This is a genomic window from Rhodoflexus sp., assembly GCF_053489755.1.
Genome location: NZ_JBRCHD010000015.1, coordinates 69,264 through 85,714 on the forward strand (window position 1 = coordinate 69,264; position 16,451 = coordinate 85,714).

9 protein-coding genes are annotated in these 16,451 nt (G+C 47.8%); 5 read left to right on the top strand and 4 right to left on the bottom strand.

Going from position 1 to position 16,451, the window contains the following annotated elements; genetic code table 11:
* Window positions 1-58 precede the first annotated feature (58 nt).
* Window positions 59-1,186 (top strand): endonuclease/exonuclease/phosphatase family protein, encoded by a 1,128-nt coding sequence (locus ACWIP2_RS03640; protein ID WP_448518541.1) that lies wholly within the window; start codon window positions 59-61, stop codon window positions 1,184-1,186.
* Here ACWIP2_RS03640 and ACWIP2_RS03645 read toward each other — a convergent pair.
* Together ACWIP2_RS03645 and ACWIP2_RS03650 are read right to left on the bottom strand one after the other, a co-directional pair.
* The gene (locus ACWIP2_RS03645; protein WP_448518542.1) at window positions 1,173-2,267 is read right to left on the bottom strand and encodes an acyltransferase family protein; all 1,095 of its coding nucleotides are present in this window, start codon (window positions 2,265-2,267) and stop codon (window positions 1,173-1,175) included. The two genes, ACWIP2_RS03640 and ACWIP2_RS03645, sit on opposite strands and share 14 nt — an antisense overlap.
* Window positions 2,268-2,388: 121 nt before the next feature.
* Window positions 2,389-9,087 (bottom strand): fibronectin type III domain-containing protein, encoded by a 6,699-nt coding sequence (locus ACWIP2_RS03650; protein ID WP_448518543.1) that lies wholly within the window; start codon window positions 9,085-9,087, stop codon window positions 2,389-2,391.
* A gap of 333 nt (window positions 9,088-9,420) precedes the next feature.
* Between ACWIP2_RS03650 and ACWIP2_RS03655 the strand changes: the two genes are divergently transcribed.
* Genes ACWIP2_RS03655 through ACWIP2_RS03665 form a run of 3 tightly spaced genes read left to right on the top strand, consistent with a single transcriptional unit; the run spans window position 9,421 to window position 12,471 of the window.
* Entirely contained in the window at window positions 9,421-10,377 is a 957-nt protein-coding gene (locus ACWIP2_RS03655) for a UbiA prenyltransferase family protein (protein ID WP_448518544.1), read from the top strand.
* A gap of 25 nt (window positions 10,378-10,402) precedes the next feature.
* Complete coding sequence (locus ACWIP2_RS03660; RefSeq protein WP_448518545.1) at window positions 10,403-11,740, top strand: FAD-binding protein; 1,338 nt, start codon at window positions 10,403-10,405, stop codon at window positions 11,738-11,740.
* Window positions 11,737-12,471 (top strand): SDR family oxidoreductase, encoded by a 735-nt coding sequence (locus ACWIP2_RS03665; protein ID WP_448518546.1) that lies wholly within the window; start codon window positions 11,737-11,739, stop codon window positions 12,469-12,471. The genes ACWIP2_RS03660 and ACWIP2_RS03665 overlap by 4 nt, the downstream gene beginning before the upstream one ends.
* Here ACWIP2_RS03665 and ACWIP2_RS03670 read toward each other — a convergent pair whose 3' ends face one another.
* Window positions 12,472-12,852, bottom strand: coding sequence for a DUF779 domain-containing protein (locus ACWIP2_RS03670; protein WP_448518547.1), 381 nt, complete (start codon window positions 12,850-12,852; stop codon window positions 12,472-12,474).
* A gap of 55 nt (window positions 12,853-12,907) precedes the next feature.
* Complete coding sequence (locus ACWIP2_RS03675; protein ID WP_448518548.1) at window positions 12,908-13,357, bottom strand: GtrA family protein; 450 nt, start codon at window positions 13,355-13,357, stop codon at window positions 12,908-12,910.
* Window positions 13,358-13,611: 254 nt separating this feature from the next.
* Between ACWIP2_RS03675 and ACWIP2_RS03680 the strand changes: the two genes are divergently transcribed.
* Window positions 13,612-16,449, top strand: coding sequence for an ATP-binding protein (locus ACWIP2_RS03680; protein ID WP_448518549.1), 2,838 nt, complete (start codon window positions 13,612-13,614; stop codon window positions 16,447-16,449).
* Window positions 16,450-16,451 lie beyond the last annotated feature (2 nt).

Consider the following 16,451-nt stretch of genomic DNA (forward strand, 5'->3'; position numbering starts at 1 on the left):
TGGCTAAATTGGGTCAAAATAAGGAACTACGCCAACGCTTCAACCAACTTCAAATCCTTTGCAACCTGTTGCTTCTGTGCCGACCGCATCCAAAAGTTCGTTTAAAAATCGGATTCATCGCATCTGGTGGTTCAAAACCATTGCGCTGTTTGTCTTCAGCATCTGCGTGATCTATTCGAACCACATTTCGCCCGTAAATTATCCGATGGTTTCGCTGCTCAACTTAACAATCATTCCGCTGATGTTTGTTAATGTAGGTTGGCTGTTACTGTCGTCGTTTTACAAGAGTCATACGGCGTGGTTTCCGCTGACGGTTTTACTTTATTTTTCGTTCGTTCACCTGCCCAAGCTTTGGCAAAGCGGCATCCCTTCCGCTCAGGTAGCATTGAACGCTCACAAAAGTATTAACGTCCTATCATTTAACAGCGGACATTTTCATAATCACACTTTATATACAGACGCGTATGCAGACAAGGCGGCCAATGCAGATGCGGCATATATCAAAGAATGGGTAGCAGCGCATCGAGCCGACATCAAGTGCTTGCAGGAATTTTATGATGATCCTAAGTCAGTAGTTTTTAATACCCGCTATAGTATTTCCCGTAATAATCCGCATATAGCATTTCCCGAACCCAACGACCGGCACAATGGCGTTATCTTTTTCGGAATGGCGATTTTTTCCAAATATCCCATTGTCAAACAGGGAGTTGTACTGAAAAAGAAACGCGACAACATAGCTATTTTTGCTGATGTCGTGATTGAGGCAGACACGCTGCGCATTGTCAATGCACATTTGACATCGCACAGTTTCGATTTGCATAAGTTTACACGCATACATTTCAAGCAATATTTTAATCTGGCAAGCGAACGAGCAATGCAAGCGGACAGTTTAGCGCGCTTCTTGGGTGGCTCCCCTTATCCTATCATTTTCTGTGGCGATTTGAATGAGACCGCGTTGACCTACACCTACCGCCAACTTTCGCAAAGCGGCTTGACGGATGCCTTCTGCGAAGCAGGAAGCGGCTGGGGAACGTCTTTCCGCTATGGAAAATGGGCGCTCCCGATCAGGATTGACTACCAGTTTGCCAGTGCCGATCTGAAGCCTGTTTACTATCGGGCACATCCTTCCTTTGTCCCTCAGGAACACAACCCAATAGAAGCGCACTACCGCATTAATGCCCCTTAAATCGCAGAAACCATGACTCGAAATAGCGAAAACTCAGCCATGCAGCCACATAAACAAGGATTGTGTAGGCTGTAAACATAGCAGCGCTCGCGATCACCCCTGTTGAAAAACCGGCTAAGACTTTGGCAAAAATGCCGAGAATAGCCCAATGGAAGAGATAAATCCCGTAGGAAACCTGACCGACGCGGACAAGTAAAGGGTGTGCAAACAAAGTACGCCCCTGACGCTGCATTAGCCAGGCAAGAAATGCTGCAAAGGCAAAATTGAGCAAGGTGTACGACCAAACATGTTGTAGATTGGCAAGTCCACCAATCGGAAAGCCTAAGGAGGTTAGATCTGCATTCGTTGCCGTCAGGTAATCATTGCAAAGCCCGGCTGCCAGCAGCAAAGACAGCGTGCCTATGAGACAACTACCTGCTTGTGTGCTTTGCTGCCAGCCAAACAGATGTATGGCTGCACCCGTCGCAAAAGCATCGAAATGGCTGAAGGTAAACCAGTAAACGGCCTCTCCTGCCGCATCATCGGGAAGATAGGTTTGCAGGTAGTCCGCGAGCAGCCAGCGCAATACAGGACAGAGTACCCACAACGCTACTACGATCTGCTTCAGGCTTTGTTGTGAAGAAAAATAGACGACAAAAGGCCAGATCAGATAAAATTGTTCTTCTACGCAAAGCGACCAGAGATGCGTCAGCATAGGGCTGTGCTGCCAGTCGGTAAAAAGGCGGCTGAAATTATAGGTATAAGTAAAAAGCGACAAAGCGTATTTGCCAAAAGGCTCAGGCTCGCCTGTCAGCAGGAAAAGCGCAGCAACACCCAGCAAATAAGCAAAATAGACAGGAAAGATGCGCAGCGTTCGCCGCCAGTAGAACCGCTTCAGGTATGCTCCCAGCGGTTTTTGCTTTTCATGGATCAGGATGCGCGTAATCAGAAAGCCTGAGAGTACAAAGAACAACTGTACCCCTACCCAGCCTACTCCCAGCCCAAAAGCGCCGAAGGGATAGTGGTGGAAATGGAACAGCATTACCAACAACACTGCCAAAGCACGGGTGCCGTCTAATGCAGGAATATAGGATGAGTTCATCTATTAGGCTATATCAGGCGAAATCGAATTGAGAGGCAATAAAACAAACAATGAGCAGACAAAAAAATCCGGGCAATCTCTAAGGATTGCCCGGCGAGTCATTTACTGCAAGAGGCCTTAGCTATTCTCTTACCAATTTGGCTGTACGAGTTTTACCGTTGGCAGTCGTTTCTACCTTCAGATAATACATACCCTTTGCCAGGTCAAGCATGCCTACATCTATCTGGGCTACCTGCAAACCTTTGTAGAGGTAGCGGGTATCGGTCATCATCAAACGCCCTGCGCCATCTAACAGGTGGAAAGCAACTTCTTGGTCCTGCTCAATATTGAGTTTAACGTTGAGCGCCTGTGTGAAGGGGTTGGGAAAAACCGTTCCGTGTTCCTCCGGTGTTACACCCATGTCGCCCAAGCCACCGCTGTTGCGTCCTTCAGGTGCGTTTTCTTCGGCTTCTAGCCGACCTATCGGGGTGCTTGCATCGGGTGCATTAGGGTCGAATATCTGCACAGTCAGTCCGTTAATGTAGCCGTACTGGATCGTTGGTGCGCCTACTACTGAAATCGGAATTTGACCATTGACAGGTGCAACGCCGTCTATACGCACTACTTCGGTCGTATTATTTTGCGGGTTGAGCGCTACCCGACGATTGCCGTGTACTGTGTAAATCGTGTTGCCGTTGAAATTCTGGAAGGTAGTACCTGCATAGAAAATCAGGTTATACCGTTGGTTATCAACCAAGCCGGACAGGCGCAGGCGACCTTCGGTGCCTACTTCGGTGAAGTAGAACGTGCGCATGACGTTGTCAGGAACTATACCGCTATTATTACCCGTCGTAGGCCCAAACGGATTAGATCCGTCGAAGTAGTTGTCTAAGTGGATATTTATTCCTGAAGCTACGTTTTGTGAATTCAAAATATTTGACAGCAAGGCGCGTCCCAAAATACCTGTTACAGGTACATTGTTTGTGTTTCGCCAAGGTGCAGCAGCATTGTTTTGGTTGTTTTGATTGAAGTTGATGTGTACGATCTGCGAAGGCGTAACTACGTTTACCACACCTGTGTAATCGGAATTTCCGTTGCCATTGAGCGCCCTGATGCGGTAGTAGTAGCGGCGGCCGCTTACCAAATTATTGTCTAAGAAGGTAGTAGTATTTCCAGCTACTGTAGCTATGAGCGCATAGCCTGTTGTTGGGTGTCCTGAGCGATATACTTCGAAAAACGTAGGGCCGCCGCCATGGCTGCGCCAGTTGAGGCGTACACTTGTCAGCGAAGCAGCTTCGGCTGTAAGTCTTGTCGGTACATTAGGGACGGCAGGTTGCGCATCAAATTCCTCAATAATCAAGGCATTCCATGTGGTGATGTTTGCTCTTGAGAACTGGATCAGGATACGTCCGTTGGCATCCGGCTGCAAATCGTTGAAGCGAATGAAACGGGTATAGTTGCCTGTGGCATTCACACTTTGCGAAACACCGTTGATCGTAATCGTGTTTATGTTAGCTCCGCCTGTGTTCCAGCTCAGCATGAAGGCAAGGTTATAACGCTTGTCAGGACGCAAATCGCTGATAGAAATCTCTCTGTTAGGTGCCCATACCTGATCGAAATAGTAAGTTTTCATTACCACGTCGGGCAGCTCCATTGAGTTGTCTCCGAAAGAAACCCCCAAGAACCGGTCTTCCATGCCATTGTTAGCACCTACCCAACCATTGATCAGCGTAACATCTATCGGGCTGCTGTTACCAAATTCATCTTTGAGGTTTTGCAGGCTTGCACCGTTCAGGGGTAGCCTTGTAAAATTATTCCAAGGTGCAGGAGCCGGCATTACGGCATTGATATTAACGTAGTAAGTCGTCAGTTTGCTATTGGTGATAACAATCTCAAACGTTTCACGGGTTTGCACACCTTTATTGTCTGTTGCAATTGCCGTAATAGATTTGTAAGTACCAATATCGCTGAGCGAAGGGGCGATAATCAGCTGCCCGTTACCACCGCCCAAATCGTTGAAGGTAGCAAATGCAGGCAGGTTTTCGATCGTAACAGTAACGTTGTCGTCAGGACTGTCGAACACAACGAGGTCGTAAGCAACCGATTCGGTATTGCGCAGGCGGAAATCTTTCAGATTGTCGAAGCGCGGCGCAAAATTCGGCGTAACAATACTAACTACTTTGGTAAATGCGGAAGCCCCGTTCATATTTACGCCGCGCACCTTGTAGTAGAAATAGGCAGTGCCTACGGCTGTTCTGTCATCAAACGAAGTTTGATTAGGTGCTGTGGTGTGTATGAGGACGAAGGGCCCGTTGGCAGAAGTTGCTCTCCACAGTTCGTAGCCGTCTTCGTTGTTGGCATTGTCCTGCCAGCTAACCAACAGGCTGCTTGTTTGCTGGCGAACAGCTATACGCAGGTTGGATGGCACATCAGGCACGCTGCCGTCGTAGTTAGATTCTATGATCAGGGCATTGATATAGCCTGCACTTGGCTCCAAGTTATTAGGATCTTTTGACAACTGGATAGACACCTCGCCGTTGTCGTCTGCAAGGATGTTGTCCAGCGCACCAAAGTTGCCCGGATTGCCTTCTGCCCGTACAGAAACCGAACGGTTACCGATAGCAAATACAGTAGAGCCATTATCGGTTACGCCGCCATTTCTGAATACGCTGCTGGCAAGAAAGCGGAAAGAAAGCGGCAGCTGTCTGCGCAAGCCCGTAACGCGAATAGTTGCCGTATTAGGTGCGCCGAAAATACCGAACCAATAGTAGCCGCGCAATACGCTGTTAGGCACATCGCCGGTTCCCGTTGCTCCTGCATTAAATGCTCCGCCCCATGTTGTAGGGAAATGCAGGCTGATGCCTGAATTTACTCCTGTATCTGTCAGCAGATTGCTAACGGTCATGCCTGTGGTTGGATTTCTGGACAGGTTGTTCCATGGCGCAGGCGCTACGTTCAGTGCATCGCCGCCACCGTTAATATTGATCATCACGCGGAAGTTGGGGTTCACGTCGTTCACCGTAACGCTGATCGTTTGTGAAACCTGTGAGCCTGCCGCATCCGTTGCTACAATGCGAAATGCATGGCTGCCCTGATCAATGTATCGCGTTGCAAGGCGCATCGTAGCGCTGCCGGGCGCACTCTCTGTAAAGGTTGCAAATGCAGGCAGATCTACTGCTGAAATTGCAGGTATATCGCCGTCTGCATCGCTCGCAGCAATAGTGATGGTGCGAATATCGCCCTCGTTCATTGTAATATTTGCCGAAGGAGCAACTGCTATCACAGGCAGTTGATTATCGCCGATTGTCAATGCAAAAGAGGCATCGCTCTGCGCACCCAGATTGTCGGTAGCGCGCACCTGAATAGTGTATGCACCAGCCGTGTTATTGCTCGCAATTTGCAGGGTCGCTCTGCCGTTGCCCGTGTTGCTGATCGAGGCAAAAGCAGGCAAACCTACACCACTGAACGATACTGTGTTGCCGTCCGGATCGGTAGCGCGTAGGAAGACGCTGTAGGCCTGTCCGGTGCGTGCCACATGAGCAGGTATGGCTTCTATCACAGGCGCATTGTTACCTGTTTCAAAGTCGCCCGTAGTTGGCGCAGAAGCACCTGCGATGTTAACTGCCTTTACCTGATAATAATAGCGCGTATTGCCTGCCAGATTTGTATCGGTATAAGAAGCCTCTTCTGTATTGTTGGCATTTACCTGTCCTACTTTGGTAAAGTTCACATGATCGGTAGAACGGAAGATGTCGAATCGCTCTTCGTTAGTCGAGTTATCCATCCAGATCAACTCGATTGATGTTGGGGTGATCGTCCTTGCTGTCAGCCCTTCCGGTGCGGCAGGCGGCGCAGCAGGGGGCGCCAGCGTAGTAGCGCGATTCAGACCGCGAATCAGATTTGCCTCAGGAATCAGTTGCTTGGCAATACCCGGGCCCTGCCAGCGAACTTCCAGCCCAAAGCCACCTGTTGCCTGACGGTAGCGCAATGTGATCGGATAAGCACCTGCTGTAGGGAAATTAAAAGTTCCACTGCGCTCGGTCATACCTTGGTTGAAGTCGTTGTTGACTACTCGGGTAGTGCCAACCCAGAAATCGCTGCCGTCGTCTGAACGGGTAAACAGGGTATATGTACCTGCCGCAGGCACTTGCAGAAAGCCTGTCCAAATAAAAGCAAAGTTAGTAGCAACCGAACGTGGTTCTAATGAGAAGTTGGTCGAAATGCCTGTTCTCAGTGGTAATGTAGCAGCCACCTGCGTCAAATTAGTAAAAGCGCCCTCGTAATAGGCCCATTCTAATGAAGCAACTTCAAAAGCCGAGTTGCCGGTTGTGGCAGTCGAGCGGACTCTGTAGAAATAAGTGGTATTTGGCTCCAAACCTGTGTCAACATAGGACGTAGCATTAGCAGGAGCATTTCCTACGTAAATAAAACCATCTACACTGTTAGTAGATCGGAAAATCTCAAAACCTAACTCGTTGTCGCTGTTATCCGTCCAGTTGACGGTGATCTGGCTGTGACTGTTGGCAGTAGCTGTAACGTTGGTTGGCATTGCAGGAATGCCTGTAGGGGTGAAATTATCGCGCAGGGCACTTGCAGGAATCAGCTGCTTGCTGATGTCGGGGCCTTGCCAGCGCACTTCCAGCCCAATGTTGCCGGTATTTTTTCTGAAGCGCACCATCAGCGGATAAGTACCCGCATTTAGTGTGATCATACCGCTGCGCTCAGTCATATTCTGATTAAAATCGTTATTGACAACCCTTCTGTTATCTATCCACAGATCACTGCCATCGCTGGAGCGGGTGAAGAAGGTATAACTGCCCGTTGTCGGGATTGTAATAAAGCCTTCGAACTTGAAAGCAAAGCCTTCCTGCTCTTCGCGCGAGGAAAGATCAAAGGTTTGAGAAGTACCTGTTTTGAGTGGCAAAGCATCTTCGATTTGTGGAAGGCTGCCAAAGAACCCTGAATAGTAAGACCAAAACAGACCGTCGTTGCTTGCCGAGGTAGCAAAAGAAGCACTCATAGGCGATTGATTCCCTGCCACATCGCGGGCGCGTACCTGAAAGCGATATGTCTGAAATGCCACCAGATTGTCAGATGTGAAGGAAGGACTAGTAGAAGTGCCCACCAACTGTCCGTCGCGGAAAATTTCGTACAGCATTACACCTACGTTATCCGTAGAGGCGTCCCAAAGGAGTGTGATGAAGTTGCGGGATTTCAAGCCTGCCCGCAGGTTTTGCGGCGTACTTGGCGCCTGTCTGTCGGCAAAAGTTGTGGCAGAAGCTGTTACTACAGGGTGTGAACCATTGGCGTTGATAGCGCGAAGGCGATAGAAATAAGTTGTGTTTTCCTCGCGTCCTGTGTGTGTAAAGCTCGTCGTGTTGGCAGGAAGCAATCCAACCATTTCAAAGCCTGTGTTGGGGCCTGTAGAAACATACAGTTCATAACCTGTCTCGTTGTCGGCTACATCTTGCCAGTTAAGTTCAATTACCGATTCGCTCGTTGTTGTTGCTGTAAAGTTAGTCGGAGCAGCAGGCGAGCCGGCAGCATTAGCCGAGCGGATCACTACAGGGGCAGACGGTGCGCTGATACATCCTTCAGGTTCGGTAACGCGCACGGTGTAAGTACCCGCGCCTACTTCTATGGTACGCGTAGTAGCACCATTAGACCACAGGTAAGACTGGTAGCCTTCCGGTGCGGAAAGCGTAGCTCTGGTTCTACCTGCGCCATCGGGCAACACAGTACTGTTGCTAACACCGATCGTAACGGCAGGGGTTGGCTGACGTACCGTAACTACAACAGGAATAGGTGAGAAGTAAGACCACTCTGTACCGCGAAGAACGCGTACATCGTACGTGCCGTCTTGGGTTGTTGTCAGCGTATTAGTAGTAGCCCCTGCAATCACTACTCCATTTCTGCGCCATTCATAGCCATTGAAGCCCGGTGTTACGCCCATAGTTACATTGATAGGCTCACCGGGACAAACCTGGTGTCGTCCTGCAATCACATGCGGATTTGTTTTATTGGCCCTGTTCAGGAAAGGTAAAAAATCAGGCTCTTGGTAAGCTCTGCTCCACGTATTGTGTCCCAGATCATGGTAAACAGTCAGTTTGTAATTCGCATTGGCAGCCTTCATGGAAATTTCTTTGTTCAATGCATCCGCCAACTTCGGATTATTGTCCAAAGCGCCTTGAAAATGCCAAATAGGCGAAAAACGGAAATTAACAGGATTGTTATTTACCGCACTCATCGGTGCTGCACCTGCAAATTGTAACGAATGACGGGTAATAATGTCCCAAACACCGGCACCACCGGCAGAAAGCCCGTGCACCGTTACACGGAAAGGATCTATCCGCACCTGATTAATCATAATTTCTACTAACTCAGCAATAATGGCAACGTTGCCAAATCTGCCACTTGTATTTTGAGGAAATAAAGCAAAACCGTCGAACGCGCCGCTATTGATCTGTGCCTGATGGCGCTGGGCAGCACCGGTCAGGAGCTGGCGCTCGTTGTCGCTGATAGGACCGCGCTCGCCCAAACCGTGCAGGAATACGATCATCGGGTAGCGTTTATCGGCCGGATCTGTTTTGAAGTTGCGCGGAAACTTAACGCGAAATGCCATACCCTTATAGATATAAGCTTTGAAATCGTCATTAGCCCAATTAACAACTCGCGTAGCTACCCACTTACCTACCTGTCCGTTAGGAGGCTGCGGCGGCAAGGGGTTACAAGGACAGCGAACAACCGGGTCGTCCGGATTAAATACCGTAGTCTGCGCAAAACCTACACTGCCGAGTGCAAGAGCGAAGAATGTCGTTAGTGTGAAGATTAACTGTTTCATCAGAGTTGTATTTTCAAATTGCACTTTTTTGCGATTTACTATTACTTTATCCTAATAGGCATGATATTTATCTCTATTAGAATAATCATATTGTAAAATTATGAAAAAAAAATTAAAAAACAACACGTGTACTAATTTTTTTAATTTGAGCATATTAAAGGCAAAAAAGCCATTATAGTGCGTATAAAAACGTGTTGCGAATTTTAAAGATTCATTTTTATTACGTATATTTGCAATATATGGTTAATATATTACATAAGCAATTAATCATAAAAAAAATTGCAATATTGCGCAATTGTACTTTGTAAAGTCTCACTATTATTATTTAAAGAAATGGACTTAAATCATAAGACGGCGATTCAGGCCACTGCAAAACCCTATTGGTATCCAGCAACGCTAAGCGCTTATGTGCAACTGCTCAGACCTAAGCACTGGATCAAAAATCTTTTTTTGTTCCTACCTGTATTTTTTGCGGGTAGTTTGTATGAAACAGACAAAATGTTACCCTTGCTTTGGGGCTGGCTGGCTTTCAGTCTGGCGGCGAGCAGTATTTATGTGCTGAACGACTACCAGGACATTGCTGCCGATCGGCAGCACCCCGAAAAATGCAAACGCCCGTTGGCAGCAGGTACGGTTTCAGTGCCAATGGCTTTTGTACTCTTTGCCCTACTGATAGCAGGCAGTTTTGGGCTGGCATTTTGGCTGCACACCAAGTTTCTTTTCATCCTTATGATATATGTAGGATTGAACGTCGCCTATTCAATGGGGCTGAAGCACATCTCTATTCTGGATATTTTTATTGTTGCGCTGGGCTTTGTACTGCGCGTAAAAGCAGGTGGCGCACTGACAGATATTTATGTGTCCGAATGGTTGACTATTATGATCTTCCTGTTGGCGCTATTCCTTGCTATTACCAAACGGCGCGACGATCTGGTAATCAAAGCCGCCAAAGGGCTTGATGTTCGCAAAGCCTCTAAAGGGTATAGCCTTGAGTTTATCAACCTTGCTACAGGGCTGATTACTGCCGTTATTTTGGTCGCCTACCTGACCTATACCATTTCACCGGAAGTAACAGAACGCTTAGGCACGCATCGGGTATACTACACTTTCGTTTTTGTGTTGGCTGGTATGTTGCGCTATCTCCAGATTACCTTCATGGAAAACAATTCCGGTTCTCCCGTCAAAATTCTGTATCGCGACAGGTTTATTCAGGCTTGTTTGGTCGGCTGGGTGCTCAGCTTCTATGCGCTGATTTACTACCGCGGACTGCTGGACTCGCTTTTGGTGTAAACCTCATCAACAAACAAACTTCCCTATGAAAAACTTAGTAGCCAACTGGGGCAACTACCCACTGGTAGCTACCGCCGAAACTTCCTTTGCAGACGTGGCAGCCTTGCAACAGACTTTTGACACCAGCGACGAACTCATTGTCAGAGGTAACGGGCGTTGCTACGGCGACTCTTCGCTTTCCGATCGCCGCATAGTATCTGCGCTCAAGTTTGACAAGGTTACCGCCTTTGATGTCAAAAACGGTATCATAACCTGTCAGGCGGGTGTTACACTTGCCGACTTATTGGACATTATCGTACCACAGGGCTGGTTTCTTCCTGTTACGCCCGGCACTAAATTTATCACCGTCGGCGGTGCAGTAGCTTCCGATGTACACGGCAAAAATCACCATGTGGACGGCTCTTTCGGGCAGCACGTCCGCTGGATGGACGTATTTACGGGCAAGGGCGAAATCATCCGCTGCTCGCCTGAACAGCACACCGACCTTTTTGTTGCTACCTGCGGCGGCATGGGTCTGACAGGTGCAATCCTGACCGTATGTTTCCAACTCAAAAAAGTAGAAACAGCCTACATCCGTCAGCGACAGATCAAAGCCCGCAACCTTAGCGAAATCATTTCTTTATTTGAGCAATACAAACATGCTACCTATTCAATGGCGTGGATTGACTGCCTCAAAAGCGGCGATGGCTTTGGCAGAAGCATTATGATGTCGGGCGAACACGCCACCGCCGATGAGCTAAAGAGCATTCCTGCAGACAAGCACCTGCAACTGCCGCCCAAAATGAAACTCACCGTGCCGTTCCATTTCCCCGAATTTGTGCTGAACAACTTCTCGGTACGCGTCTTCAATTTTCTGTATTACCACAAGAACTACCGCCGTGTGATGGATAGCATGATTCCTTACGACGGATTTTTCTATCCGCTGGATGCCATTCACCATTGGAATCGCATGTACGGACGCAGTGGCTTTGTACAGTACCAGTTTGTACTGCCGCTGGAGGTATCGGAACGCGGCTTGACCGAAATTTTGCAGCGCATCAGCAAAAAAGGCTGGGGATCGTTCTTAGCCGTACTGAAGCTGTTCGGCAAGCAGGAAAGCCTCATTTCCTTTCCGATGGAGGGTTATACGCTTGCGCTGGATTTCCCTGTGCGCAAAGGACTGTTCCAATTTCTGGACGAATTAGACCGCGTTGTACTGGATTTTGGCGGACGTATTTACCTGACCAAAGATGCCCGCATGAAACCTGAAGTTTTTCAGGCAGGCTATCCGAACATTGAAGAATTCCTCAGAATAGTCCGTACTTACAATCCTGAAGGAAAATTTGCTTCCTTGCAGTCCAAGCGTTTATTTGTCGGACTATGAACAGCCCTGTACTGATTTTGGGTGCGCTTTCCGATGTAGGAACAGCACTCGCCCGCCGCTTTGCTCAAGGCGGACATGCTGTCATTGTTGCTGCGCGGCAGTTGGAGGCAGCGCAAAACCTTGCGGCAGATATTGTCATTCGCCACGGCGTAGCAGCAAAAGCGGTTTACTTTGATGCAATTGCCTACGACACGCACGCCGACTTTTGGGCACGGTTAGATCCACAGCCGCAGATTGTCATTGCAGCTTTTGGTTATCTGGGCAACCAAGAGAAGGCCGCGCAAAACTTTGCCGAAGCGCATCTGATCATAGACACAAACTACACAGGCGCAGTTTCTATCCTGAACCTTGTCGCCCAAAGCATGGAACAGGCAAAACGCGGCTGTATTGTCGGCATCAGTTCGGTGGCAGGCGAGCGCGGCAGACAGAGTAACTACATTTACGGCAGTGCTAAAGCAGCTTTTACTGCCTATCTTTCGGGCTTGCGCAACCGATTGGCACACAGCGGCGTACATGTGCTCACCGTGAAGCCGGGCTTCATTGCCACCAAAATGACTGAACATTTGACGCTTCCTCCCCTGCTGACAGCCTCGCCGCAGCAGGTAGCCAACGATATTTTCAAGGCTTTACAAAAGCGAACCAACATCATCTACACCCTTTGGGTGTGGCGATGGATCATGCTCATTATCAAGCTGATACCTGAAAGTCTTTTCAAAAAATTGAAGATGTGATTACGCTGCTGCCCCCATGCGAACCGGCTCCAGATTGGCAGCTTCCTCTTCGGTGAACAGGCGCGACTTAATAACAAAGCGAATCCCCAGCGGAATTTCGAGTGAAAAACTTGCCCCCCGACCGGGCGTTACATCTACAGTCAGGTGTGTATGCTGCCAGTATTCAAACTGATCGGCGGCCATGTAGAACTCGCAGCCGGCAATGCTGCCTAAGTACACGTCGTTATCCCCGACGCGGAACTCGCCGACCGGAAAACACATCGGTGCGGAGCCATCGCAGCAGCCGCCGCTCTGATGAAACATCAGCGGGCCGTGCTCCTTGCGCAGCCGATCTATGACCTCAACAGCTTCAGGGGTTACACTAATTCTTTTGGCTTCCATTTTCATAACTATTATCAAATTGAGCCTTTAAGTTATGAAAAAATTGTGATTTGTTCTACGGTCTTACTTTGGTAACAGCTACCCCGGATCTGCGTCTTCTGAAAACAAAGTACTTTTTTGCCAAAAAGTTCCAGATAACTACCAGCGCAAGGGCAAGCACCTTAGCAAGACGGTAGTCCAATGTAAAATTTTCCACCCAGAAATACATAGACAGTTGATTAATTCCCAAGCCGATCAGTACAACAATAAAAAAACTGATAAACTCAAGCCCTTTGGAAAAAGAGCCTGCCCCAAAAATCCACAAGCGGCTGGCTATGTAATTGGCAACAATAATCAAAGAAAAGGCTATAAAATTAGCCTGCATATAACCCAATGCAAACTTCTCTACCAGAAGGATCAATAACCCAAATTCACTTGCCGCAGAGATCACCCCAACAATACCAAAAAGCAGTACCTGACGGTACAATTCATTGCTTCGATAGATTGCTAAAATTTTATTCTTCATATAAATATTATCGCGCTTACTTGTCGCGCATTGCATAAATTACAGCCACTTTCGGCATAAAAACATACAAAGATAGCTGTAAAAAAATAAGAACGTCGTGTTTTCTCTTAAAATCATTACATTCACCAATGCGCTGATAAGCAGTCAGTTTTTGTTATTAGAGCATATGTTTTTTTAAATGAAATCAACCAACCGGTAATACTTTCAAATTTTTTGTAGATTAATATCCGCCTTTTCCAAGATACCAACAGACGATGGAATTGACATTCAACATACAGCAGGAGATTTTGGATGTTGCTGACGACAGTTACCTACTATTTGAGGATAATCGAATTATTTACGCAAATAGTGCTGTGACAAGCATTTGGCAGCAGACAGCGGCAGCTATCATAGATAACAACGATATTTTTTGGAATAGCTTTGAGCCAAACGACCTGACACAGTTACAAAAAAACTTATCTACCCGCATTCCTTTCAAACAGACTTGCCGGATACGCCCTCCCAACAATGAAACTGACATCATATGGGTTGAGATAAGTGCTCGTCGCACAAATACCAATCGCATTATGCTGCGGGTGCGCAATGTGAGCGAGTGGTTTGCCAGAGAAGCAGAATCGCGCAATGTGTACGAACAGGTCATCCACCTGAACGAAAATCTGAGCAACTATCAGGAAGAGCTTAAGGCCAGCATGGAAGAGTTGCGCGAAACCAACCAGCAGTTAGAATTCAATAAAAATCAGTTAGAGTTTATTATCAAAAATGCATCGGAGGCCATCTGTACGTTAGACAGTTTTGGCAGGTTTACCATGATGAACCACGCTGGGCTTAACCTGCTACAACTCTCGTCGCACAAAGTTCCGCTGCACTATTTGGTCAATTTTCTTGTCCGCGAACACCGCAAAGACCTTGCAGGGTTTATTGTAGGGCATCAGTCCGACCGTATTCCTGCATGGGATAATAAATCATCCCCACAGGTTTGCTTTATGGAAGTACAGATGCGCAATAGCAAAGGTGAAGAGTTTCCGGCTAAACTGTCCCTTTCGCGCATCAGTACGCAGGGCGAACCCTATTTTATTGCCGTTATCACAGATCTGACAGAAGTAAAGAAAGCACAGCAAGCGCTGATAGAGACGGAAAAGCTGATCCGCAAAGTGGCTGAGGCCATTCCCGATCTGGTATTTCTGTACGATGTAAAAGCAAATTCTTTTACCTTCCAAAATGAACATCTAAGCGATTTTTTTGGTAATAATGCACGCTTTTTTAATCCTTTTCGCTTGGAAAAAATTGCTGAGCTAATACACAAAGACGACAGAGACAGCGTCGAAAGAGCAATCAGCCAAGTAGTAGGCGGCAGAGTCGGCATCGTAGAGGTTGAGTTTCGTCTGCAAACCGATCAAGGCGACTACAAGTGGGTACAACTCCGACACGCCGTTTTCGCTAAAGATCAGGAACGGGTGACGCGCATTCTGGGGCTTTTGCAGGACATCAACGACCGCAAACATCGCGAAATGGAACTCAATCAGGCTAAAAAAGAAGCCGAACAGGCAGTTGCAGCCAAGTCGCAGTTCCTGTCCACCATGAGCCACGAAATTCGCACCCCAATGAATGCCGTTATTGGGATGGCAAACCTGTTGATGTACGAAGTAACAGACCCGCAGCAGTTAGACAAGATCAAAATCCTCAAGTTTGCTGCCGATAACCTGATGGTGATTCTCAACGATGTACTGGATTTCAATAAGTTGGAATCGGGCAAAGTGGAGCTGGAGCTGCTCCATATGAACCTCAAGGAGCTGCTGATAGGTCTGGAGCAACTTTTTCAGGCGAAGGCACAGGAAAAATCGCTCTCGCTGAAACTGGAATTAGATCCGCGTATTCCCTTGCAGGTCATAGGCGATTCGGTACGGCTCTCGCAAGTACTCAGCAATCTGCTCAGCAATGCCATCAAATTTACCGAAAAGGGAACAGTCTGCCTGAAAACCCAATTGCTAACCCTGCAACACGACACAGTAACTATCCGCTTTGAGGTAAGCGATACAGGCATCGGCATCCCGCGTGAACAACAGAAACGAATTTTTGAACGCTTTGCACAAGGTTCACCCGAAATCAGCAAAAAGTATGGCGGTACAGGGCTGGGGCTATCTATCTCTAAACTGCTGGTAGAAGCACAAGGCGGTCGGCTGGTAGTAGAAAGCAGCGAAGGCAAAGGCTCTTCCTTTAGCTTTGTACTTACCTTCCCGCTTGCTTCCGATCAGCAAATACCACTATCGCCTACGGAAGACAGAGATAACATTTTTGCCCGCGACTTGAGCGGCTGCAAAATTCTCATTGCAGAGGACAATCACGTTAATCAGTTGGTCGTAGGGCAGTACCTGCAAAACTGGAAAGCTGATTACAGTTTTGCAGAAACAGGCGCACAACTCTATGAAAAACTCGCTAATGATACTTTTGACCTGATCCTGCTCGATTTGCAACTACCTGATACAGACGGCTATACCATTGCTGAAAACATCCGCAAAAAAGAAGGAAAGTATAGCGCCCGCATACCGATTCTGGCTTTTTCAGCCGAATCAGGGCCTGCCATAATGGAAAAAGTGCACCTCAGCGGCATGAACGGATACGTTCCCAAGCCTTTCAAGCCCAAGGAGTTGTTTGATAAATTAGCGCATCATATGGGGGTAAGCACTTTACACTTCGGACAGGCAAGCGAAGATCCGGCGGGCGACTTGCCTCAAAGCGCCGAAGCTGAAAGCGAACTGATTACGCTTGCGCCTTTTACTGTTCAAATCGGGCAGGAGGATTTCATGCGCGATTTTATTCGCCTCAATCTGGAGTCCTTAGAAACGTTCCCTCTCGAATATCGCAGGGCTGTGGAAGGCCATGATCCTAGTATGCTCAAACGTGTTGTGCATAGGATGCACTCCAATATTTCGCTGCTACAGTTCCACGCACTCTCGCAAGAGTTGGCTGCGCACCGCAACGGCAAAGAACTATGGGAGCAATTCAGTGCTGAACAAATAGCTGTACATTTAGCAAAGGTAGAAAACCTGTGTTACCGCGCTGCTACTATTCTCAAGCGTGCGATGATCCACTAAAA

Bases quoted from the DNA above. Each gene is read 5' to 3' on its own strand.
- ACWIP2_RS03680 (WP_448518549.1), top strand. From the start codon at position 13,612: ATGGAATTGACATTCAACATACAGCAGGAGATTTTGGATGTTGCTGAC.
- ACWIP2_RS03665 (WP_448518546.1), top strand. From the start codon at position 11,737: ATGAACAGCCCTGTACTGATTTTGGGTGCGCTTTCCGATGTAGGAACA.
- ACWIP2_RS03650 (WP_448518543.1), bottom strand. From the start codon at position 9,087: ATGAAACAGTTAATCTTCACACTAACGACATTCTTCGCTCTTGCACTC.
- ACWIP2_RS03655 (WP_448518544.1), top strand. From the start codon at position 9,421: ATGGACTTAAATCATAAGACGGCGATTCAGGCCACTGCAAAACCCTAT.
- ACWIP2_RS03645 (WP_448518542.1), bottom strand. From the start codon at position 2,267: ATGAACTCATCCTATATTCCTGCATTAGACGGCACCCGTGCTTTGGCA.
- ACWIP2_RS03675 (WP_448518548.1), bottom strand. From the start codon at position 13,357: ATGAAGAATAAAATTTTAGCAATCTATCGAAGCAATGAATTGTACCGT.
- ACWIP2_RS03660 (WP_448518545.1), top strand. From the start codon at position 10,403: ATGAAAAACTTAGTAGCCAACTGGGGCAACTACCCACTGGTAGCTACC.
- ACWIP2_RS03670 (WP_448518547.1), bottom strand. From the start codon at position 12,852: ATGGAAGCCAAAAGAATTAGTGTAACCCCTGAAGCTGTTGAGGTCATA.